We start from the raw sequence: 22,543 nt of genomic DNA on the forward strand, positions 1-22,543 counted from the left end.
CCGTTTCCGCCGCTTCCTGTTTTCGTCGGATCGAGGAGAAGCGGTCCGGGGGACACCGGAGTGTCCCCCGACCCGCGGCCGGATCGCGCCTACAGGCGGGGATCCACCGGCTCCGACTCCAACGCCAGCACCCCGAACACCGCCTCGTGCACCCGCCACAGCGGCTCTCCGTCGGCGAGCCGGTCCAGGGCCTCCAGGCCGAGGGCGTACTCGCGCAGGGCGAGGGACCGCTTGTGGTTCAGGAACCGCTGCCGGAGCCGCGCGAGGTTGTCCGGCCGGGTGTACTCGGGACCGTAGATGATCCGCAGGTACTCGCGGCCACGGCACTTGATGCCGGGCTGCACCAGCCGCCCGTCCTGGTTCCGGACCAGCGCGCCGACCGGCTTGACGACCATGCCCTCGCCGCCGCGGCCGGTCATCTCCAGCCACCAGTCGACGCCGGCGCGCACCGACTCCGGATCACCGGTGTCGACGTACAGCCGCCGGGTGGTCTGCAGCAGTCCGGTGCCGTCGTGCTCCACCAGCCGGTCGAGCAGCGCCAGTTGCTCGTCGTGCGGCAGCGCGGCGAGGCTGCGGCCCTGGACGGCCAGCAGCTGGAAGGGCGCGAGGCGTACGCCGTCCAGGCCGTCCGTGGGCCAGCAGTAGCGGCGGTAGGCGGCGGTGAACGCGGCGGCGTCCGCGGCGCGCTCCCGCTGCCGGTCCAGCAGGCCGCTCACGTCCGTGCCGCGTGCGGCGGCGGTCTCCAGGGCGGCCAGCGCCGCCGGGAACGCCGCGCCGGACGCGGCACCCACGGCCGCGTACTGGCTGCGCAGCAGACCCGACGCCTTCAGCGACCACGGCATCAGCTCGGCGTCCAGCAGCAGCCAGTCGGAGGCCAGTTCGTCCCAGAGACCGGCGTCCGTGATCGCCGAGCGCAGCCGGCCGAGGATCTCCTCGGTCACCTTCTCGTCGTCGAAGAACGGGCGGCCGGTACGGGTGTAGAGGGACCCGGTGGGACCCTCCACGCCGAAGCGCTTCCGTGCCGCCTGCGCGTCCCGGCACACCAGGGCCACGGCCCGTGAGCCCATGTGCTTCTCCTCGCACACGACCCGCTCGACCCCGTCTGCCGCGTACTGCGCGAAGGCCTCCTGCGGGTGCTCCAGGTAGCCGTCGATCCGGGAAGTCGCCGTCGGCGCCATGGTCGGCGGCAGATACGGCAGCAGGCGCGGGTCCGTCGCGAAGCGGCTCATGACCTCCAGGGCCGCCGCCGCGTTCTCCTCACGGACCGCCACCATGCCCGCGTGCCGGGTCTCCACGGCCCTGCGGCCGTGCACGTCCGCCAGGCTCAGCGGCCGGCCGTCCTGTCCGCCGGGCGCCTCGGTGCGCAGCGGACGCGTCGGCTCGTACCACACCCGCTCGGCCGGTACGTCGGCCAGCTCGCGCTCCGGCCAGCGCAGCGCGGTCAGTTTGCCGCCGAAGACCGCGCCGGTGTCCAGGCAGATGGTGTTGTTGAGCCAGGTCGCCTCGGGGACCGGGGTGTGGCCGTAGACCACGGCCGCGCGGCCCCGGTAGTCCTCCGCCCACGGGTAGCGCACCGGCAGCCCGAACTCGTCGGTCTCGCCGGTCGTGTCGCCGTACAGGGCGTGCGAACGGACCCGGGCCGAGGTACGGCCGTGGTACTTCTCGGGCAGGCCGGCGTGGCAGACGACCAGCTTGCCGCCGTCGAGGACGTAGTGGCTGACCAGGCCCGCCAGGAACCGTCGTACCCGCTCCTTGAACTCCTCGCTCTCGCCCTCCATCTGCGCGATGGTCTCGGCGAGCCCGTGGGTGTGCTGGACGTTGCGGCCCTTCAGGTAGCGGCCGTACTTGTTCTCGTGGTTGCCGGGCACGCACAGCGCGTTGCCCGTCTCGACCATCGACATCACCCGGCGCAGCACGCCCGGGGTGTCCGGGCCGCGGTCGACCAGGTCGCCGACGAAGACGGCGGTACGGCCCTCGGGGTGCACGCCGTCGGTGTAGCCCAGCTTGGCGAGCAGCGCCTCCAGTTCGGCGGAGCAGCCGTGGATGTCGCCGATGATGTCGAAGGGCCCGGTGAGGTGGGTGAGGTCGTTGAACCGCTTCTCGGTGACGACGGTGGCGTGCTCGGCCTCCTCGGGGCCGCGCAGGACGTGCACCTTGCGGAAGCCCTCGCGCTCCAGGTGCCGCAGGGAGCGGCGCAGTTCGCGGATGTGCCGCTGGATGACCCGGCGGGGCATGTCGGCACGGTCGGTGCGGGCCGCGTTGCGCTCGGCGCACACCTCCTCGGGCATGTCCAGCACGATGGCGATGGGCAGTACGTCGTACTTCTTGGCCAGCTCGATCAGCTGACGGCGGGCGTCCTGCTGCACGCTGGTGGCGTCCACGACGGTGCGGCGGCCGGCGGCCAGCCGCTTGCCGGCGATGTAGTGCAGGACGTCGAAGGCGTCCCGGGTCGCGCTCTGGTCGTTCTCGTCGTCGGAGACGAGACCGCGGCAGAAGTCCGAGGAGATCACCTCGGTCGGCTTGAAGTGCCGGCGCGCGAACGTGGACTTGCCGGAGCCGGAGGCGCCGACGAGGACCACGAGGGAGAGGTCGGTGACGGGCAGGATCCGCCCCTGGTGCTGTGTTGCCCCGGTCATGCCGCCTTCACCTCCTTCTCGGTCTCGATCATGAACACTGCCATCTGGGTGGGCGGGCCCACCTCGGGGTCGTCCGGTCCGACGGGCGCGAACTCCACGTCGTAGCCGTGCCGTCCGGCCACCGTCCGCGCCCAGGTGCGGAACTCGTCGCGGGTCCACTCGAAGCGGTGGTCGCCGTGCCGTGCATGCCCGGCGGGCAGGGTCTCCCAGCGGACGTTGTACTCGACGTTCGGGGTGGTCACGAGGACCGTGCGGGGGCGGGCATGCCCGAACACGGCGTACTCCAGGGCAGGCAGCCGGGGCAGGTCGAGGTGTTCGATCACCTCGCTGAGCACGGCGGCGTCATAGCCCCTCAGCCGGTTGTCGGTGTAGGCGAGCGAGCCCTGCACCAGCTTGACGCGGGCCGCCTGTCGCTCCCCCATGCGGTCCAGCTTCAGCCGCCGGGAGGCGATGGTGAGCGCCCGCACGGACACGTCGACTCCGACGATCTCGGTGAACCGCACGTCCTTCAGCAGCTCCCGCACCAGCTCGCCCTGTCCGCAGCCGAGGTCGAGGACGCGGGCGGCACCGCGCTCGCGCAGGGCGGCGAGGATCGCCTCCCTGCGCTGAACGGCGAGCGGGGCCGGCTTCTCCTCCGTCTCCGTCTCCTCGGCGACCGCGTTGTCGATCTCCTCGACCTCGCTGTCGTCGGCCTCGGCCAGCCGCACCAGCTCCAGCCGCTCCATCGCCTGCCGGGTCAGCGACCAGCGGCGGGACAGGTACCGGCTGGTGATCAGCTTCTGCTCCGGGTGGGCGGGCAGCCAGCCCTCACCGGCCCGCAGCAGCTTGTCGACCTCGTCGGCGGAGACCCAGTAGTGCTTGGCGTCGTCGAGGACCGGCAGCAGGACGTACAGGTGACGCAGGGTCTCGGCGAGGGTCAGCGTCTCCGACTCCAGGACGAGGCGGACGTACCGCGAGTCGCCCCACTCGGGGAACTCGGTGTCGAGCGGGACCGGGTCGGCGGTCACGCTCCAGCCGAGCGGCTCGAACAGCCGTCGTACCAGCTCGGGGCCGCCGCGGGCGGGCAGGGCCGGGACCTCGACGCGCAGCGGCAGCGGCGTGGCCGCCCGCTCGGGGCGGGCGGTGCACACCCCGCGCAGGGCGCTGGAGAAGACGCCGCTCAGTGCGACCGCGAGCAGCGAGGAGGCCGCGTACGGGCGGTCGTTGACGTACTGCGCGAGCGCCGCGTCGGGCGCACCCCCGCGGCCCTTGCCCTTGCCCCGGCGGACCAGCGCGAGCGTGTCGATCTCCAGCAGCAGTGCGGCCGTGCAGCGCCGGTCGTCCGCCTCGGGGTAGAAGACGTGCGCCGTGCCGTGGGACGTGGAGAACCGCTGCGCCTTCTCGGGATGCTTGTGCAGGAGGAACCCCAGGTCAGTAGCCGGATTCCCGGCCGAGCCCGTGGTGGAGATCGTCAAGAACATGCCCCGAGTCTCCCGTCCCCACAGCCCGGTGACCACCGGATTTCGCACACCCCCACTCCCCCGGCTCCCCACGCCGGCCTCTTGGCAGCACCCCTCCCAGGGCTCCTACGGGTGGATCGCGGGCAGGACCTTCTCCGCGATGGCGAGGAGTGCGCTGTCGTCGGGGAGGGCTCCGGACGTGCTCCACACGGTCAGGTCGTAGTAGCCGCCGCGGTCCTTTTGGTCGAGGGCCACGGTCAGGGTCCGGGCCGGCGGGCCTTGTTCCACGGGTCCGCCGCTGGTTCCGCCGTCCCCGAGTCTGATCCTCAGCTTCATGGTGTGATCCGAGGAGAAGACCGCGGGCCGGCCGAGAACGGTACGCGTCTCGACTTTCTGCTCGCCCCCGATCCTCTTCAGCTTCACGTACTGGGCCATCGACAGCTCGTTGTAGGTGGCCGACAGATTCACGGTGTAGGTGTCGAACGCGATCTCGGCCTCCGGCTCGGCGACCCTCCCATCGGTCAGGGCAGCGGTGTTGTTGCTGCCGGAGGCCGTGGTCGCGGTCTCTGCGGGCGTACCGAGGAGCCGGGCGAGATCGGGCCGGTTGAGTGCCTTGCACAGCGCCTCGCCGGTCAGGGGACGGGGATCCTTCTTGTACACGTTCGGCAGTTTCTCGTGTTCCTCGCCCGCACAGGTGGCGGGCTGCGCCGTGTTGTCCTGGGACGGCAGCACGTGCGGAGCCAGCCACAGCGCGGCCCCGAACGCCCCGAACAAGGCCACGGCCGCAACGGCCTGCCCCCACGCGTTGGGCGCCTTCTCCACAGCGACCGGGGCCGGCTGCGGCACGGCCGCTGCCTGGAGCCGGGCCGAAGGCTGGGGCTGGGGCGCTGTGCCGGCCGCCGGCCCGGCTGCGGGAACCGGTGTGTTCGGGTTCCGGCGCGCGCGCAGCGCCCGGACCACCGTGTGGACGCGTATCGCGGTGAACACGAGGAACACCACACCGAGACCGGCCAGCATCCGGTCGTGGTCGCGGACCGCGAGGTACACGATGCGTACACCGAGAACGGATCCGACCACGATGAGCAGAGGCTCACGGACCCAGAACGGCAGCAGCCGCAGGAGGAAACCGAGCATCCGGTGATCTCAGCAGGGCCGGCCCCATCACGCTGTGGTGGAAGCCATAGTTCCGCGGTGACCACCGGTTTTCGTGAAGTACCCGTTATTTCGCGTGGCCGGTGATCGTCCGGGCCTTGCGTACCGCCCGTTCGTCGGTCGACCGCAGAGTGTCCAGCTTCTCCTTGTTCTTGCCGATGAGGGATTTCTGGATGTGCACTTCGAGGGCGTGCACGGCAGGCACGTAACCGGTGTCGAGCTTGCAACGGGCGTCGGCGGTCGCCGTCTCCTTCTCCTTGTCCGACGGCTTGCGGTGCCCGAACCAGTGGGAGTCGATGGAGGCCTTGTCCGGGTCGGAGTAGGAGAAACCCTTCTTCTTCATGCAGGCCGACCACGCACGGTCGGCCTTCTTCCAGGCCGGGTCCTTGGTCGCCTTCTTGTGGGACTCGTACCACAGCTCGAAGGCCAGGGAGTAATAGCCGGTGAGCTTGATGCCGTTGACCTTCGTCACCTTGGGCGGCGGGCCGTAGATCTTCCGCATCGCCTCCCCCAGGCACCCGCCCTCGGGAATGCGGTGGCCGTGGGCGAAGCGGCTGTCGCCGGATTCGAAGCTGCCGGTCAGCGCGGCGTACTGGTCGGCGGGCCACTCCTGGGGCTGGGCGGAGGCGTCCGGTTTCCGGTTGTGATAGCCGTGCTCGGACGCCAGATCGGGGTCGACGACTCCGTAGGGGCTGTCGTCACCGAACGTTCCCTCGTGCGGGAGCATTCCTTGCCGGACCGGGTAGGTCGACTCGACGGCCTTGGTGTCGAGGACCGCGAAGCCGGCGAAGCCGAGCCGGACCATGCACTGCTTGCCGAGGATCCACTGAGCGCTGCTGACGGCATTCGCGCCGTCCGAGGCGGGGTCCGGGACGTAGGCGTGCAGCGGGAACGCCGCCATGGTGTTGAGGCGGCCGGCCTCGTCTGCGGGGTCGTCGTGTTCGGCGAGCCGGCAGGCCGACAGGGCGAACAGGCCGGTGAGGACGAGAGGGAGGACTTTGCGCACCCGGCCATCCGACCAGTCCTGGATCACCGGCGCCGTGATGGAGCCCACAGTTCCCACACAGAACATCCACCGTTACGGCATAGTGATCAGCCGTCAACTGACCACTGACTCAAGGGGAATCATGACCTACGGCCACGGAGTCCGCGCCCGCAGACGAACCGTCGTCCTGGCGCTGGCGGGTGCGGTCCTGAGCACTGGGGTCCTCGCGGCCGCTCCCGCCCAGGCGGCCCCTGCACCGCAGGTGTCGGCCCAGGGCGCGTACGCGATGAATCCGGCCACGGGCACGACGCTGTTCGGCAAGGCACCGGACGCACAGCTGCGGACCGGGTCCACCACCAAGATCATGACGGCGCTGGTGGTGCTGTCGCAGCCGCACCTGGACCTCGGCCGCAAGGTGAAGATCAAGAAGGAGTACACCGACTACGTCATCGACCCGGCCACGCAGCAGCTGCGCTACTCCACCGCCCATCTGATCCTCGGCGACTCGATGAGCGTCCAGGACCTGCTGTACGGGCTGCTGCTGCCCTCGGGCTGCGACGCGGCCTACGCGCTCGCCGACACCTACGGCACGGGGTCGACGACGGCCCAGCGGACCAAGTCGTTCATCGCCAAGATGAACAGCAAGGCCCGGGAACTGGGCCTGACCAACACCTACTTCGACTCCTTCGACGGGGTGTCCAACGGCAACAACCACGCCTCGCCGCGCGACCTGACCAAGCTGGCCGCGACCGCGCTGAAGAACAAGACGTTCAAGAAGGTCGTCGGCACCCCGCTGTACAAGGACATGAAGTCCTACCGGCCGGGCGGCGGGACACACGCGATGGACCCGTGGAAGAACAGCAACACGCTGCTCAGCACCTACCGGGGCGCGATCGGTGTGAAGACCGGCTCCGGCCCGGAGGCGCAGTTCTGCCTGGTGTTCGCGGCGACCCGCGGGGGCCGGACGGTCGTGGGCACGATCCTCGCCGACACCTCGGCGGACCAGCGCTTCACGGACGCCGCGAAGATCCTCGACTACGGCTTCGCACAGCGCGGCTGACCCGGGTGGTGGCCGCCGCCGGGCACGGCGACGGCCTCCCCCGCCCGGGCAGGGTCAGGACAGCTGGGACTGCACCTGCGCCGAGATCAGCTCCAGGTGGTCCAGGTCGTCGAGGTCCAGCATCTGCAGATAGATCCGCCGGGAGCCGATCGCGGCGTACCGGCCGATCTTGTCGACGACCTCGGCCGGCGAGCCGGCCAGGCCGTTGGCCTTCAGCTCGTCCACCTCACGGCCGATCGCGGCGGCGCGCCGGGCGACCTCCCGGTCGTCCCGGCCGACGCACACCACGAGCGCGTTCGAGTACGTCAGCGCGTCCGCGCCGCGGCCCGCCTCCTGGGCGGCGGCCCGCACCCGGCCGAACTGCCGCTCGCTGTCCTCGACGGAGGCGAACGGGATGTTGAACTCGTCGGCGTACCGGGCGGCCAGCCGCGGCGTGCGGGTCGCGCCGTGGCCCCCGATGAGCACCGGGACCTTCTGCTGGGCGGGCTTGGGCAGCGCGGGCGAGTCGGTCAGGTCGTAGTACGCGCCGTGGAAGTCGAAGGTCTTGCCGACCTCGGTGGCCCACAGCCCGGTGACGATCGCGAGCTGCTCCTCCAGTCGCGCGAACTTCTCCTTCGGGAACGGGATGCCGTACGCCTTGTGCTCCTCCTCGAACCAGCCCGCGCCGAGGCCCAGCTCCACCCGGCCGCCGGACATCTGGTCGACCTGGGCGACCTGGATGGCGAGCACGCCGGGCAGCCGGAAGGTTCCTGCAGTCATCAGGGTGCCGAGGCGGATGCGCTTGGTCTCGCGGGCCAGGCCGGCCAGCGTGATCCAGGCGTCCGTGGGACCGGGCAGGCCGTCGGAGCTGCCCATGCGCAGATAGTGGTCGGAGCGGAAGAAGGCGTCGAAGCCCAGGTCCTCAGTGGCCTTCGCCACGGTGAGCAAGGTGTCGTAGGTGGCCCCCTGCTGGGGCTCGGTGAAGATTCGAAGGTCCATACATCCATCCTGCACGCCGCACACCGTGTCCACCTCGCCGGTACCGCCGGGCACGGCCGTCCCCGGTCGGGTGAAAACCACCCGCCCACAGGGCCCCGTCCTCAAACGCCCGACGGACTGTTCCGGTTGCCGTCCTCCTGTAACGCCTCCTCCCGTGCCGCCAGCTTGCGCAGCATCTCCAGGACGCGGTCACGGGACTCGTCGGCCGCGTCGATGGCCTCCATGCACTGCCAGTACGTCGTCTCGTCGGCCGCGGCGCTGGCCACGCCGACCAGGGCCATGCCGACCTCGCCGAGCAGACCCCCGAGGCACAGCAGCGTCTCGCGGGCGTCGTCCAACTCGGTGAGCTGGGCGGCGCGCAGATCGCCCAGGTCCAGTTCGGGCGGATCCAGGACTCCGCAGCCCCGGCCCGCCAGCTCGGTCAGGCCGAGCGCCTCGCCGCGCAGCTCCGGCGGCCCGGAGACCGCGAGCCGGCTGCCGATCGCCTGGGCCACGGCCTGGGCCTGCCACACCTCCGCCATGATCTCGCCCGCGTCGGCGCCGCCCGCCAGGGCACGCCGGCTCGTGAGGATCAGCCGTATCGCATCCATGCGTCGCCCCCGTCCTTCCGCGTGCGTCCTCGCACGCCCACTGGAACTCCCTTGTCCACTACCCAGAGTGAGGGTGCATGGGACGAAAAACCAGAGGTAGACGGAAATCTGTGGACAACAATTCGGATTCGACCGGCGATTTGACTGCGGAGAGTAATAACGGAGTTCAGCCCTCCGGCAGTTCGCGCCCCTCGGAGCCGCCCTCCGCGCCCGACACCGGAAAGCGCTGTTCATTGCGGTCGATCTTGGCGGACAGGGCGGCCAGCGGATCGATGCCGAGCACGTCGCAGAACTGCAGGAGATAGGCAAGGACATCGGCGACCTCGTCCGTCACGCGGTGTGCGGTGCCCGGGTCGGCCATCACCCGGGCCGACTCCTCCGGGGTCAACCACTGGAAGATCTCGACCAGTTCGGAGGCCTCCACCGAGAGCGCGGCGGCCAGGTTCTTGGGGGTGTGGTAGGGCTGCCAGTTCCGCGCGGCCGCGAACTCGGCGAGCCTGCGCTGGAGTCGGGCCAGGTCGAGAGGTTCGGTCACGCGTCCAGGTGTACCACTGTGACGCCCTCGGCCCCGGCCGCCCAAGAGGCGTCGCTCACCGCGCCCACGCACCGGATGTGCCCCCGCTCGCCCATCCGGACGGCCGTCCGCAGCAGTTCCCGGCGCTGGGCCGGGTCGAGGCAGCGGTCGAAGCCGTCGGTGAGGACGGTGAGGGTGCGCAGCGCGTCGGGCACCTCGCCGGGCGCGTCCAGGTCCAGGACACCGGGCCCGGTCAGCAGGACCAGCGTCAACGCGAGATAGCGCAGCTCGCCGTCGCCGAGCCGGGCGAGTTCGGTGCGGGGGCCCGCGCCGCGGTCGAGCAGCGCCCGTACCGTGCCGTCCGGCAACGGTTCGGCGACCACGTCGGTCACCGGGCCGGTGCAGCCCGCGCCCAGCGCCTCGACCAGCAGACCGTGCCGGCGGGCGCACTCCGCGCGGGTGCGCCACAGCACGTCGGCGAGGTTGTCGCAGCCGGGCAGCAGCCGGCCGGAGCCGGTGCGGACGGGGGTGCGCATGCCCTCGGGGCGGGGATCGCAGGGGAAGACGGAGCGCAGGGCGACCACCATCTGCTCGGCGGCGGCGAGCACCTGGCGCTGTCCGTCCGTCTTGCCGGCTACGCGCAGCGGCAACAGGGCGGTGCCGAGGCGGTCGTCGGGCAGCGGGGCGCGGGTCACCGGGGCGGCACCCGCGGTGTGCCAGGCGGCCTGGACGGTACCGCGCCCGGGGTCGCGCAGCGCGGTCTCCAGCAGGACGACGCCGCCCGCGGTCAGCCGCTCCCCCACGATCCTGAGGTCCGGTTCGGCCTGTACGGCGACATCGAGCCGGACCGGCCCCTCGGCGCCGTCGGCCGTACACCCGATCCGGAAGCCCCTTCGCCCTCCGGCGTCGGGGCGCGCCCCCTGCGGCACACAGGCCACCGGGTCCGGGAACACCTCGTAGAGCGAGGCTCCGCCGCCGAGCCGGGCGAGCGCCCCGTACGCCGCGAGCGCGGTCGTCTTCCCCGCGCCGCTGGGTCCCGCGAACAGGGTGACGGACCCCAGCGGGAACCCGGCCCGCCGGTGCCCGGCGAAGGCCGACAGCCGCAACTCGGTGATCCGGGCACGCACATCGGGGGGCTCGCGGGTCTCGCGGCTCTGCGCGGGGACGGTCGCGACGGACGCGTCGGCCGCCGGCGGTTCGGCGGACACGGAGGGCACGGAGGGCACGGCCATGCCCGGACCGTAGTCCCGGCCCATCCGCCGAACCGTTTCCTGTCCGGCACCTTCCTACGATCGGGCGATCGGACAGGCACAAACGGCACCGGGGCCACTCGGTCGAGTGACAGCGGCCAAGGGCCGTTCGATCCCACCGGACACACCGCCCCTGCACATCCGCAGTCGCCGCCACGCCGCGACCGCGCTGCCGCACCACAGCCGCCACCTGGCTGCCACCGTGCCGCCCCATCACAGCCGCCACCGCGCCACAACTGCCACCAGGCCGCCGAGGGGAAGGCGACCGTGGTCGACGGCGCGGAGGCGTTCGACCCGGCCTCCTCGTCAGCCGGCACGGCGGCGCTCATCCGGCCGCGCGACCGGCAAGGCCCGTGCCCCACAGGTCACTGCGAAGAGCGCGGGCTCAGCCGCCAGAGGTGCCGCGCCCGACAACCGGAGGCACCCGTGTTCAGCCGCCGAAGGCACACGCGCCCAATGGCCGAAGACAGCCCCGCTCAACCGCCGCAGACGCCGTCGCCCCAACCGCCGGAGGCACACGTGCTCGACCGCCGAAGACGCCCTCGCCCACACCCCGAAGACACCCTCACCCGTACCGCCGGAGGCGTTCTCAGCCGCCCGACACCCCGACGCCCTCCATCAGCCCGCTGACCTCCGTGCCCGGTGGGGTGAGGAGGAACACATTGCGGTCGACGCGGTGCATTCCGCTGCCCAGGCCGAAGACCACGCCCGTGCTGAAGTCGAGGACGCGCTTGGCGACCTCGGTCTCCGCGCCGGTCAGGTCGAGCAGGACCGGCGCGCCGGCCATCAGGGTCTCGGCGACCTCCCGGGCGTCCGCGAACACATTGACCCGCAGGACCACGAACCTTCGCCGGGTCTCGGTCTCGGCGTCCGGCAGCGAGCGGTGGTTCACCGCGGACGGCCAGGCGTCGCGGCCCCGCAGCGGCACGACCTGGGCGAGCCCTTCCCACTGTTCATCGGTGACGTCGTAGCGGCTCACCGGCTCCCCCCGACCTGACTCGCACTCATTGCCTGCACCAGCCAATTCTTACGCCAAGTCACCCGTTCGGCCCAACAACGACACACTGCGCGACAGCTCCGGCGCCCCGCGCCGCAAGCGAACCGCGACACATGTACGCTTACGCCCGCTTCTTACCGCGCTCATACCGTTCCCTTTACGCCCGGCCATGTGTCGGTCATCCACCCCCGCTAGCGTCCACTCCCGTGCACTTGGCAGAAACGCAGCAGGTGACACCCGGCCGGCGGACGCAGTCGGCGGTGTCCGCCCTCCCGGTTGCCCGCGCGGAGGTCCAAGGACCCCCCGCGCAGTGGCATCGCGTGCTCACCCTGCTCGCCGACGTCAGCCTGTTCATCGGGACGCGTACGGTGTGGACACAGGCGGCCACGCACCATCTGGTCCTCGCGGCCGCGATCTCGCTCTGTTACGCCTCGATCCTGGTGACCGGCGTGCTCGCCCTCACGGTCCGCCGTACGCGTTCGCTGGCCCGCCTGGACCTCGTGGTGCTGGGGACGGCGATCGTCCTCACGCTGTGCACCTGGGCGCTGAACCACGCCGGCGGCGACGAGGCGGTCCTCACGACACAGGCCGCGCACGAAATGGTGGGCGGGCACCAGCTGTACGACCACCCGTGGCCGTGGCTCTTCCGCCTCAAGGGCGTCGCCCTGACGGCGACGACGACCGGCGGTTACGACTTCACCTACGGCTATCCCCCGCTGACCCCGCTGATCACCGCTCCCTTCCTGTGGCTGGGCCACAACGGGGCACCGGCGACGGCGGCGGTGACGGTGGTGCTGATCGCGGGCACGGTCGTGCTGTGGCGGCTGCTGCCGACGCCCTGGCGCTCCGCGGCCACGATGCTCTGTCTGGGTTTCGGTTTCCTGCCGATGTACGCCCGTCAGGGCTATCCGGCGATCGTCGGTCTGGTCCTGCTGGTGCCGGTGGTGGTGCGCTGGCCGCAACTCGGCGCCGGGGGCCGGCTGGGCCCGGCCGGGATCGCGCGGGCCGCGTGCCTCGGCGCCGCGTGCGCGGCACAGCAACTGCCGTGGTTCGTCACGCCGTTCCTGCTGACCGGGATCTATGCCGTGCGCCGCGGTGAACTCGGCGGGCGTCAGGCCGCACGGGTGGTGCTGAGGATCCTCGGGATCGCGGTCCTCACCTGGCTGCTGATCAACGCGTATTTCATCGTGACCGAGCCGGGTCCGTGGCTGGGCGGCATCGCGCTGCCGCTGACCCAGGGCGCGGTGCTGCACGGCCAGGGCCTGGTGAGCATCTCGCTGTACTTCACCCACGGCAGCGACCGGCTCGACTGGTACGGCCACGCGAGCATGCTGCTGGCCGCGGCCCTGCTGGCCCTGTTCGCGCTGTTCGTCCGGCGGCTGGGTCCGGCCGCGACCGTACTGCCCTGGTGCGCCTTCTATGTGGCGACCCGCTCCCAGGACGGCTACTACCTGCTGATGACGCCGCTGTGGCTGGCGGCGGCGATCACGGCGCCGCTGTCGCACTTCTCGCGGGCCTGGCAGCCGCGGCCCCGGTGGCTGACCGGCACGCGCCGTCGGCCCGCCCTGGCCGCGGCCGTGGTGCTGCTGGTGGCACCGGCCCTGGTGAGCGCGACCCTCGCCGTGACGGGCAGGCCGCCGCTGCGGATGGACATCTCGGCGGTCCGGCGCCCGTCCGCGCACACGGTCTCCGCGATGTCCGTGAAGGTGACCAACACCGGCGACGACCCGCTCACCCCGCACTACATGATCACCACGGGCCAGGGCATGAACCGGTACTGGACGCAGGTGCGCGGACCGGCCACGATTCCCGCCCACACGACGGCGACCGTCGAACTCCGGGCACCGTCCGGGAGGTTCCAGGTGCCGGCGAAGAAGAGCACCCGGCTGCGGCTGCGCGCGTTCACGGCGACCCCGCAGACGCTGTCCACGCGGGACGTGAAGCGGGCCGAACTCGACCCCGAGGGCTGACCTCAGGAGGCCGTGCGGGTGAAGCGGAGCCCGGCCGTCACCGTGGTCAGGCCGCGCATCATGCCCAACTGGTTCCAGCCCATGCCGAACTGCTCGCGGTCCACGGTGAACTCCGCCTCCAGGGTGACCGCGTCCGCGCTCGCGCCGGTCAGGTGCGCGGTGAGGCTCACGGGCCTGCTGACGCCCCGCACGGTCAGCTGACCGGTGATCCGCACGCCGTCGCCGTCGAGGCGGTCGGCGCCGCGGACGGCGAAGGTGATCTCCGGGTGGGTGCCGGCGTCGAGGAAGTCGGCCGAACGCAGATGGGTGTCGCGCTTGGCGTGCCGGGTGTCCAGGGAGGCGGCGTCCACGGTCACGGTGCCGGTGGCCGAGCCGTCGGGCCGTACCTCGCCCGCGCCTGTGACGGCGGTGAAGGCACCCTTCACGGTGACCAGGCCCCACAGGGTCTTGTGCCGCAGCGCCACGGTGGATGCGGCCGAATCGAGCTGCCAGGTGCCTGTCTGCACGGCGACGGTCATGGTCGTACTCCCGAGTCGAGTGGTTCAAATTTGGATGAGCAAGCGCCACGCTAGACGCTCATCCAAAATTGAACAACCTACTCGTCCAAATTTGGACCACAGGTAGACTCGCCTTCATGCACGACTCCGACGCGCCCCCTGCCGACCGGCCGCAATGCCCCGCCGCCGGCGCCGGCCTGCTCCCCGCCGAGCTGCGCGCTTGGATGATCCTGCTGGCCGCGACGGGCACCGTGGAACAGCGGCTGCGGTCGGTCGTGAAGGAGACCCTCGACGTCTCCCACGACGAGTTCCTGATCCTGTGTCTGCTGGCGGAACAGCCCCGCACGGGACTGCGCATGACGCAGGTCGCCGACCTCCTCGGCCGCCCCAAGACCCGGCTCACCTACCAGATCGCCTGCCTCCAGCGGGCGGGGCTCGTCACCCGCACGTCGGTGTGCGGCGACAGGCGCGGTGTGCAGGTCGCCCTCACCGACAAGGCCCGTGACCTGCTGAGCGAGAGCTCCGCCCTGCTCGCCGGGACCGTCCGGCAGGCCCTCGCCGACTCCATGGGCCCCGACCAGCGCGCGGCCATGTGCGCGCTCGTACCGGAGCTGCCGGACCCGGACGAGGAGCCCTCCGGCGACTGAGCGGCACAGGTCACAACCGCAAGGAGGGAAACCTCACAGCCCCTGCCCTGCACTCACTTGAGCATGCTGCCCTAGCATCCGAGCCATGACGGTCCTGCCTGACGACGGGCTCTCACTGGCCGCCGAGTTCCCTGACGCGACACACGAGCAGTGGCAACGCCTGGTCGAGGGTGTGCTGCGCAAGTCGGGCAAGGAAGTCTCGGGTGAGGCAGCTGAGGACGCTCTGTCCACGACGCTTGAGGACGGGCTGCGCACCCGGCCCCTCTACACCGCGCGCGACGCCGCGCCCGACCCCGGCCTGCCCGGCTTCGCCCCCTATGTACGCGGCACCCGCCCCGAGGGCAACACCGCGGGCGGCTGGGACGTACGGCAGCGGCACACCGCCCTCACTGAGGACGCCGTCCTGGCCGACCTGGAGAACGGCGGCACCTCGCTGTGGCTCGTGCTGGGCGAGGGCGGCATCCCGGTCGACGCGCTGGGCCGGGCGCTGGAGGGCGTGTACCTCGACCTGGCGCCGGTCGTCCTGGACGCGGGACGGGACACCGAGCAGGCGGCCGGGACCTTGCTGCGGCTGTACGCGGACAAGGGCGTCGACGCCAAGGCCGTACGCGGCAATCTGGGCGGCGACCCGCTGGGGTACGAGGCCCGCACCGGCACCCCGCTGGACTTCGCGCCGTACGCGGCCCTCGCCGCGCGCTGCGCCGAGCAGTACCCCGGGCTGCGCGCCCTCACCGTGGACGCGCTGCCGTACCACGAGGCGGGCGGCTCGGCCGCGCAGGAGCTCGGTGCCTCGCTCGCCACCGGCGTGGCGTATCTGCGGGAGCTCACCGAGGCGGGGCTGAGCGCCGCACAGGCCGCGGGACAGCTGGAGTTCCGTTACGCGGCCACCGCCGACCAGTTCCTCACCATCGCCAAGCTGCGTGCCGCGCGCCGGCTGTGGGCCCGGGTCGCCGAGGTCTGCGCGGTTCCGGGCGCGCAGGTGCAGCACGCGGTGACCTCGCCGGTGATGATGGCCCGCCGCGACCCGTGGGTGAACATGCTCCGCACGACGGTCGCGACGCTCGCCGCCGGGGTCGGCGGCGCCGACTCCGTGACCGTGCTGCCGTTCGACCACGCGCTCGGCCTGCCCGACGCGTTCTCCCGGCGGATCGCGCGCAACACCTCCACGATCCTCATCGAGGAGTCCCACCTGGCCCGGGTCATCGATCCGGCGGGCGGCTCCTGGTACGTGGAGCGGCTGACCGACGAACTCGCGCAGGCGGCCTGGCAGTACTTCCGGACGATCGAGCGCGACGGCGGTCAGGCGGCCGTACTGCGCTCCGGCCGGCTGCGCACCGACCTCGCGACGACCTGGGCGGAGCGCTCCAAGAAGCTCGCCAAGCGGCGCGAACCCATCACCGGCGTCAGCGAGTTCCCGCTTCTCGCCGAGAAGCCGGTGGAGCGCGAGCCCGCGCCCGAGCCGCCGTCCGGCGGTCTGCCGCGGGTGCGCCGCGACGAGGCGTACGAGGAGCTGCGCGCCCGTTCCGACGCCCACCTGGCGAAGACCGGCGCCCGCCCGCGCGTCTTCCTCGCGACGATGGGCTCGGCCGCCGCGTACACCGCGCGCGCGACGTTCGCCTCGAACCTCTTCCAGGCGGGTGGCATCGAGCCGGTCACCGAGGGCCGCTTCGAGGACAGCGGCGCCACCGAAGCCGTGCTGTGCTCCAGCGACGCCCTGTACGCCGAACAGGCCGAGCAGACCGCCGAGTCGCTGCGTGCGGCGGGCGCCCGGCACGTGTTCCTCGCCGGCCGCCCGGCCGAGTACTCCGGCATCGACTCGTACGTCTTCGCGGGCTGCGACGCCGTGGCCGTGCTGTCCGCGACCCTCGACCGCATGGGAGTGTCCTGATGGGAATCCCCGACTTCGCCGGCATCGAGCTGGGGACGCCGGTCGCCGACGGCAGTGCCGACGAGTGGCATGCGGCGACCGGCGGCGAGAAGCAGGTGTGGGAGACCCCGGAGGGCATCGGGGTCAAGCCGCTGTACACCGGCCGTGACCTGGAGGGCCTGGACTTCCTGGGGACGTACCCCGGTGTCGCGCCGTATCTGCGCGGCCCGTACCCGACGATGTACGTCAACCAGCCCTGGACGATCCGCCAGTACGCGGGCTTCTCCACCGCCGAGGAGTCCAACGCCTTCTACCGGCGCAACCTGGCGGCCGGTCAGAAGGGCCTGTCGGTCGCCTTCGACCTGCCCACGCACCGGGGCTACGACAGTGACCACCCGCGTGTGACCGGCGACGTCGGCATGGCGGGCGTGGCCATCGACTCCATCTACGACATGCGGCAGCTGTTCGACGGGATCCCGCTGGACAGGATGACCGTGTCGATGACGATGAACGGCGCCGTGCTGCCGGTGCTCGCGCTGTACATCGTGGCGGCGGAGGAGCAGGGCGTACCGCCCGAGAAGCTGGCCGGGACCATCCAGAACGACATCCTCAAGGAGTTCATGGTCCGCAACACCTACATCTATCCGCCGAAGCCGTCGATGCGGATCATCTCCGACATCTTCGCGTACACCTCGCAGCGGATGCCCCGCTACAACTCCATCTCCATCTCCGGCTACCACATCCAGGAGGCCGGCGCGACGGCGGACCTGGAGCTGGCGTACACGCTCGCGGACGGTGTGGAGTACCTCCGGGCGGGCCGGGAAGCGGGCCTGGACGTGGACGCGTTCGCGCCGCGCCTGTCCTTCTTCTGGGCGATCGGCATGAACTTCTTCATGGAGGTCGCGAAGCTCAGGGCGGCCCGGCTGCTGTGGGCCAAGCTGGTCTCCCAGTTCGAGCCGAAGAACACCAAGTCCCTGTCGCTGCGTACCCATTCGCAGACGTCGGGCTGGTCGCTGACCGCGCAGGACGTGTTCAACAACGTCACGCGTACGGCCGTGGAGGCGATGGCGGCGACCCAGGGCCACACCCAGTCGCTGCACACCAACGCCCTCGACGAGGCCCTCGCCCTGCCGACCGACTTCTCGGCGCGCATCGCCCGCAACACCCAGCTGCTCCTCCAGCAGGAGTCGGGCACCACCCGGGTCATCGACCCGTGGGGCGGCAGCGCCTATGTGGAGCGACTGACGTACGACCTCGCGCGCAAGGCCTGGGCGCACATCCAGGAGGTCGAGCAGGCGGGCGGCATGGCACAGGCCATCGACGCCGGCATCCCGAAGCTGCGCGTGGAGGAGGCCGCGGCCCGCACGCAGGCGCGGATCGACTCGGGCCGTCAGCCGGTGATCGGCGTGAACAAGTACCGCGTGGAGAACGACGAGGCGATCGAGGTCCTCAAGGTCGACAACTCCTCCGTGCGCGCCCAGCAGATCGAGAAGCTGCGGCGGCTGCGCGCGGAGCGGGACGAGCAGGCCTGTCAGGACGCCCTGGACGCGCTCACGCGGGCGGCCGACGGCAAGGAGAACCTGCTGGAGCTGGCGGTGCGCGCGGCCCGCGCCAAGGCGACGGTCGGTGAGATCTCCGACGCCCTGGAGAAGGTGTACGGCCGGCACGCGAGCCAGATCCGTACGATTTCCGGTGTGTACCGCAACGAAGCAGGCCAGTCCCCGTCCGTGGACCGCACCCGTGCCCTGGTGGACGCCTTCGAGGAGGCCGAGGGGCGCCGGCCGCGCATCCTGGTCGCCAAGATGGGCCAGGACGGCCACGACCGCGGCCAGAAGGTGATCGCCACCGGCTTCGCCGACCTCGGCTTCGACGTCGACGTCGGCCCGCTGTTCCAGACGCCCGAGGAGGTCGCCCGGCAGGCGGTCGAGGCGGATGTGCACGTGGTCGGGGTGTCGTCACTGGCCGCCGGTCACCTCACGCTCGTACCGGCGCTGCGCGAGAAGCTCGCCGAGGAGGGCCGCGAGGACATCATGATCGTGGTCGGCGGGGTGATTCCGCCGCAGGACGTGCCGACGCTGTTGGAGATGGGCGCCGCGGACGTGTTCGGGCCCGGGACGGTGATCCCGGACGCGGCCTACGACCTGGTGCAGCGCCTGTCGGCCGACCTCGGCCACGACCTGTAGCCCCCGCATGGCTGCGATCGATCTCGACACGTATGTGAAGGGCGTGCTCGACGGCAGGCGGGCCCTGGTGGCCCGCGCCATCACGCTCGTCGAGTCCACCCGGCCGCAGCACCGGGCGCTGGCGCAGGAGTTGCTCACCGAGTTGCTCCCGCACAGCGGCCGGGCGCGGCGGATCGGTGTGAGCGGGGTGCCGGGTGTCGGCAAGTCGACGTTCATCGACGCGTTCGGCACGCTGCTGACCTCGCTCGGCCATCGCGTCGCCGTCCTCGCGGTCGACCCTTCCTCGACCCGCACCGGCGGCTCGATCCTCGGCGACAAGACGCGCATGGAACGCCTGGCGGTCGACCCGGCGGCCTTCGTCCGGCCCTCCCCCAGCGCGGGCACGCTGGGGGGCGTCGCGAAGGCCACCCGGGAGTCGATGGTGGTGATGGAGGCGGCGGGCTACGACGTGATCCTCGTCGAGACCGTCGGCGTGGGCCAGTCGGAGACCGCGGTCGCCGACATGGTCGACTCCTTCCTGCTGTTGACGCTGGCCCGCACCGGGGACCAGCTGCAGGGCATCAAGAAGGGCGTTCTGGAGCTGGCCGACGTGATCGCCGTCAACAAGGCCGACGGTCCGCACGAGCACGACGCGCGGGCTGCGGCACGGGAGTTGGCGGGTGCGCTGCGGCTGATGCACGGCAAGGAGGCGTTCTGGACTCCGCCGGTGCTGCACTGCAGCGCCCGCGAGTCGACGGGCCTGGAGACGGTGTGGGAGCGCCTGGAGCAGCATCGCACCCTGCTCGACTCCACCGGGCGGCTGGCCGCCAAGCGACGCGATCAGCAGGTCGGCTGGACCTGGGCGATGGTCCGCGACGAACTGCTCGGCCGGCTGCACGCCGACCCGGCGGTGCGCGACGCCGCGCCCGGACTCGAACGGCAGGTGCGGGAGGGCCGGTTGACCGCGACCCTGGCGGCGGAACGCATCCTGGCGGCGTTCGAGGGCCGTACGACTCCCCCGGCCGGGGCCTGAGCGCCGGGTTTGAGCCAAAGGCCGGGCACATGGCGGTCCGGGCTTGGTCCCAGCGGCGGACGGTTGGTTAGCTTGGGTCGGGTTCGGGCCGCGAGCACAACGTGACGTGCCACGAGCTGTCTTCATCGGAAGGGGGTCAAGACAGTAAGTGAGGACAACCGGTGAATACGTCGCGTTGCAGCGCAGATGCCTGGCCATCCTGCGTGATCTCGGCGTACAGCGTTCCCTTCCCTTCGAAGCGATACGTGAGCGGGTGGAGGAGCTGAGGGGCCGCCCTCTCGTGCTCCGGGAACTGCCCGAGGAGGTCGCGGCGACCGGGGTCTGCGGGCTGTGGATGGGCACCGACAAGGCCGACTACGTCTTCTACGAGGCCCGGACCGCGCCTTTGCACCGGGAGCACATCATCCTCCACGAGATCGGCCATGTGCTCTGCGATCACCACCGGGGCATCACCAACAGAGCCGAGGACCTGGCCGGTCCGCTGGTCGGCGATCTCCAGCTCCAGCCGCACGTCGTCAACCGGATCATGGCCCGGACCAGCTACACGACCAGCGAGGAACAAGAAGCCGAGATGATCGCCAGTCTGATACAGAGCGCCGGGAAGCCCGGTCGCCCGGCCGGCCCCCTGGGGCGACTCGGTGCCTTCCTGGGAGTGACGGCCGTTGACAGCGACTGAGCTCGCGGACCACGTCGGAGTCTGCAGCGTCGTCGTCCTGTGGATCGCCCTGGTCTGGCGGGCGGGTCCCGCGCTGCGCCTGCCGAACCAGCGGGGACTGTGGCTCACGGTCTTCGCCGCGACCATCGCCATCACGCTCTTCCAGCCGAAGGTCGTGGCCCGCTGCGCGGCCCTCGGCATCGGCGCCCACACGGTCTCGCTGACCCGTAACCTGATCGGCGTGCTGAGCGCGGGCCTGGTGCTCCTCTTCATCGTCGACTCCACCCGGGCCCGGCACCAGCGTGTCACCGTGATCCTGGGCCTGGTGACGGCGCTGGGTTCGCTGCTCGCGCTGGACCTGCTCGGGGTCACTCGGACGACTGCCCCGGCGTCGGCCCAGGGTCCGGCCACCGCCTCGTCCCTGTACTGGTTGATCCTCGCCGTCTCCCATCTGGCCGGGGACGCCGCCGCCGTCGTCGTCTGCTGGCCGTACAGTCTGCGGACGGCCGACCGTGACCTCGTGTGGTCACTGCGGATGTTCGCGATGGGCAGCGTCCTGGCCCTGGTCTTCTGGTGCGGCTACCTCTACCACCTCTACGTGCCCGACCAGGACCTGCTGCCCTACCTGTCCGTGATCATCAGCGTGCACGGCTTCTTCCGCGCGGCCTCGCTGCTGGTGCCGACCGCGACCGCCCTCGCCCGGTCCATGGCGGCGCTGCGGACGGTCTGGCGGCTGTGGCCACTGTGGCGTGATCTGGTGGTCGCGGTCCCCCAGGTGGCCCTCGCCGGCCCGCAGCGCAGCCGGCTGCAGGCCGTGCTGCGTCCCCGCTCCTCGTGGTCGCTGCAGGCGCACCGGCAGATCATCGAGACGTACGACGCGCTCCTGGAACTGCAGCAGTACGTCCCGCCCCAGGCGTACGACACGGCGCACCGGCAGGCCGGCCGTGCGGGGATGCGGGGCGACCGCCTGGCCGCGGCGGCACTCGCCGGCGCGCTGGACGAGGCCCGGCGGGCCAAGCTCAGCGGCGCGCCGCCGTCCGACCCGCGCCCCCTGCCCGGCGTCGAACGCGGCAGCCCGGCGACACTTCTGGCGATCGCCAGGATGTGGCCGTCCCGCACCGGCCCGCTCCCCGCGGTGCCCGGCCCGCTGCGCGCCCAACGCCGCTGACCGGCAGCGGCGTCGGGCAGCACAGAGGGGGCACTGCCGCGGCAGGTGTCAGAGTCCGCTGCCGCCGCGCGGTGCGATGTGGTGGTCGAACGCGACGGTGCCGAGGTCGACGGCGGTGGCCCCGCCGTCGACGGTGAGCACCGCGCCGCTGACGAAGGACGCAGCGGGAGAGAGCAGCCAGCTGATCGCCTCGGCGACCTCACGCGGATCGCCCGGCCGGCCCATGGGCAGCAGCCTGGTCGCCTGCTCGTAGGCGGCCTCCATGCCGCCGTCCCCCAGGTCCGCCTCCTGTGCGAAACGCGCCATGCGCCGGTCGGCCATCTCGGTCCTGATCCAGCTGGGGCACACCACGTTGGCGCGCACCCCCTGCCGCCCGTAGTCGACGGCGACGGAACGGCACAGCTGCAGCAGGGCGGCCTTCGACGTGGCGTACGGGGCGTTGCTCGGGCCGTTGCGCAAGGCGGAGACCGACGCGACGCCGACCACCGCTCCCCGCGTCTGTACCAGGTGCGGCATCGCCGCGCGCAGGAGGAACATCGGACCGGTGACGTTCGTCCGCATGACGTTGTCCCAGTCCTCCAGCGACAGGTCCCCGGCGGTTCCGCCGCGCCCGATGCCCGCGTTGAGCACCAGCCCGTCGAGACGTCCATAGGTGTCCAGGGCCGCACGCACGAGACCGTCGACGGCGGCGGGGTCGCCCGCGTCGGACGGACACGCCAGTGCCCCGGTCTCCTTTTCGAGCCGCTGCAGCGGTTCGACCCGCCGTCCGGAGGCGACCACGTGGTGACCGCCCTCGCGCAGCAGCCGCGCGGTGGCTTCGCCAATGCCCGAGCCCGCGCCGGTCACGATGACAACTCGCTTGTCCGTCACTGTTCTTCGACCCTCTGTCCGAGATCACAAAACGGCTTCGATCGTAGACGGGGGCACAGATCGCGGGGTTCGC

The 22,543-nt window shown here is 71.5% G+C and carries 19 protein-coding genes; 8 read left to right on the plus strand and 11 right to left on the minus strand.

All coding sequences use genetic code 11. The features are described 5' to 3' along the window. Window positions 1-89 precede the first annotated feature (89 nt). The 4 genes from ACIGXP_RS26390 to ACIGXP_RS26405 form a co-directional block, all read right to left on the minus strand. Window positions 90-2,636 carry a polynucleotide kinase-phosphatase gene (locus ACIGXP_RS26390; protein WP_399772218.1) on the minus strand — a complete coding sequence of 849 codons (2,547 nt, stop codon included), beginning with the start codon at window positions 2,634-2,636 and terminating at the stop codon, window positions 90-92. Next, a complete protein-coding gene (locus ACIGXP_RS26395; RefSeq protein ID WP_399772221.1) occupies window positions 2,633-4,096 on the minus strand; it encodes a 3' terminal RNA ribose 2'-O-methyltransferase Hen1 in 1,464 nt (487 codons plus the stop codon). The genes ACIGXP_RS26390 and ACIGXP_RS26395 overlap by 4 nt, the downstream gene beginning before the upstream one ends. 105 nt (window positions 4,097-4,201) lie before the next feature. After that, window positions 4,202-5,209, minus strand: a complete 1,008-nt coding sequence (locus tag ACIGXP_RS26400) for a DUF6215 domain-containing protein (RefSeq protein ID WP_399772224.1) — start codon at window positions 5,207-5,209, stop codon at window positions 4,202-4,204. Window positions 5,210-5,294: 85 nt separating this feature from the next. Further along, on the minus strand, window positions 5,295-6,290 hold the full coding sequence (locus tag ACIGXP_RS26405) for a hypothetical protein (protein ID WP_399772226.1): 996 nt from the start codon (window positions 6,288-6,290) through the stop codon (window positions 5,295-5,297). 64 nt (window positions 6,291-6,354) lie between these two features. On the opposite strand from ACIGXP_RS26405, the gene ACIGXP_RS26410 reads away from it, so the two are divergent. Beyond that, window positions 6,355-7,272 (plus strand): D-alanyl-D-alanine carboxypeptidase family protein, encoded by a 918-nt coding sequence (locus tag ACIGXP_RS26410; RefSeq protein ID WP_399772229.1) that lies wholly within the window; start codon window positions 6,355-6,357, stop codon window positions 7,270-7,272. Between the two features lie 54 nt (window positions 7,273-7,326). On the opposite strand, the gene ACIGXP_RS26415 is transcribed toward ACIGXP_RS26410, so the two are convergent. The 5 genes from ACIGXP_RS26415 to ACIGXP_RS26435 all read right to left on the minus strand — a co-directional run bounded on the left by ACIGXP_RS26415 (window position 7,327) and on the right by ACIGXP_RS26435 (window position 11,583). Then, window positions 7,327-8,250: an LLM class F420-dependent oxidoreductase gene (locus ACIGXP_RS26415; RefSeq protein WP_363214720.1), complete on the minus strand. Its 924-nt coding sequence runs from the start codon at window positions 8,248-8,250 to the stop codon at window positions 7,327-7,329. 101 nt (window positions 8,251-8,351) lie between these two features. Beyond that, window positions 8,352-8,840, minus strand: a complete 489-nt coding sequence (locus ACIGXP_RS26420) for a DUF6099 family protein (protein WP_363214721.1) — start codon at window positions 8,838-8,840, stop codon at window positions 8,352-8,354. Between the two features lie 166 nt (window positions 8,841-9,006). After that, window positions 9,007-9,375, minus strand: a complete 369-nt coding sequence (locus ACIGXP_RS26425; RefSeq protein ID WP_399772232.1) for a nucleotide pyrophosphohydrolase — start codon at window positions 9,373-9,375, stop codon at window positions 9,007-9,009. Further along, the gene (locus ACIGXP_RS26430) at window positions 9,372-10,586 is read right to left on the minus strand and encodes an ATP-binding protein (RefSeq protein ID WP_399772235.1); all 1,215 of its coding nucleotides are present in this window, start codon (window positions 10,584-10,586) and stop codon (window positions 9,372-9,374) included. Before ACIGXP_RS26430 ends, ACIGXP_RS26425 begins: the two co-directional genes overlap by 4 nt. Window positions 10,587-11,193: 607 nt before the next feature. Then, window positions 11,194-11,583, minus strand: a complete 390-nt coding sequence (locus ACIGXP_RS26435) for a cell division protein SepF (protein WP_055706353.1) — start codon at window positions 11,581-11,583, stop codon at window positions 11,194-11,196. A 224-nt stretch (window positions 11,584-11,807) separates the two neighbouring features. On the opposite strand from ACIGXP_RS26435, the gene ACIGXP_RS26440 reads away from it, so the two are divergent. Then, window positions 11,808-13,571, plus strand: a complete 1,764-nt coding sequence (locus tag ACIGXP_RS26440; RefSeq protein ID WP_399772237.1) for a hypothetical protein — start codon at window positions 11,808-11,810, stop codon at window positions 13,569-13,571. A gap of 2 nt (window positions 13,572-13,573) precedes the next feature. Here the strand turns inward: ACIGXP_RS26440 and ACIGXP_RS26445 are convergent, their stop codons facing one another. Further along, the gene (locus ACIGXP_RS26445; protein ID WP_399772240.1) at window positions 13,574-14,089 is read right to left on the minus strand and encodes a YceI family protein; all 516 of its coding nucleotides are present in this window, start codon (window positions 14,087-14,089) and stop codon (window positions 13,574-13,576) included. Window positions 14,090-14,205: 116 nt separating this feature from the next. Between ACIGXP_RS26445 and ACIGXP_RS26450 the strand changes: the two genes are divergently transcribed. From ACIGXP_RS26450 to ACIGXP_RS26475, 6 genes are all read left to right on the plus strand, one after another. Next, a complete protein-coding gene (locus tag ACIGXP_RS26450; protein ID WP_399772243.1) occupies window positions 14,206-14,715 on the plus strand; it encodes a MarR family winged helix-turn-helix transcriptional regulator in 510 nt (169 codons plus the stop codon). Window positions 14,716-14,800: 85 nt separating this feature from the next. After that, entirely contained in the window at window positions 14,801-16,603 is a 1,803-nt protein-coding gene (locus ACIGXP_RS26455; RefSeq protein ID WP_399772245.1) for a methylmalonyl-CoA mutase family protein, read from the plus strand. Continuing rightward, the gene (scpA, locus tag ACIGXP_RS26460; protein WP_399772248.1) at window positions 16,603-18,765 is read left to right on the plus strand and encodes a methylmalonyl-CoA mutase; all 2,163 of its coding nucleotides are present in this window, start codon (window positions 16,603-16,605) and stop codon (window positions 18,763-18,765) included. Before ACIGXP_RS26455 ends, scpA begins: the two co-directional genes overlap by 1 nt. Window positions 18,766-18,772: 7 nt before the next feature. Beyond that, window positions 18,773-19,777, plus strand: coding sequence for a methylmalonyl Co-A mutase-associated GTPase MeaB (meaB, locus tag ACIGXP_RS26465; RefSeq protein WP_399772250.1), 1,005 nt, complete (start codon window positions 18,773-18,775; stop codon window positions 19,775-19,777). Between the two features lie 148 nt (window positions 19,778-19,925). Continuing rightward, on the plus strand, window positions 19,926-20,453 hold the full coding sequence (locus tag ACIGXP_RS26470) for a regulator component (RefSeq protein WP_363214729.1): 528 nt from the start codon (window positions 19,926-19,928) through the stop codon (window positions 20,451-20,453). Beyond that, complete coding sequence (locus tag ACIGXP_RS26475) at window positions 20,440-21,600, plus strand: MAB_1171c family putative transporter (RefSeq protein ID WP_399772254.1); 1,161 nt, start codon at window positions 20,440-20,442, stop codon at window positions 21,598-21,600. Before ACIGXP_RS26470 ends, ACIGXP_RS26475 begins: the two co-directional genes overlap by 14 nt. A 48-nt stretch (window positions 21,601-21,648) precedes the next feature. Here ACIGXP_RS26475 and ACIGXP_RS26480 read toward each other — a convergent pair whose 3' ends face one another. Next, window positions 21,649-22,470 carry an SDR family NAD(P)-dependent oxidoreductase gene (locus ACIGXP_RS26480; protein ID WP_399772257.1) on the minus strand — a complete coding sequence of 274 codons (822 nt, stop codon included), beginning with the start codon at window positions 22,468-22,470 and terminating at the stop codon, window positions 21,649-21,651. Between the last annotated feature and the right edge of the window lie 73 nt (window positions 22,471-22,543).

Source organism: Streptomyces sp. NPDC053069, from assembly GCF_044546895.1.
Lineage (GTDB): Bacteria > Actinomycetota > Actinomycetes > Streptomycetales > Streptomycetaceae > Streptomyces.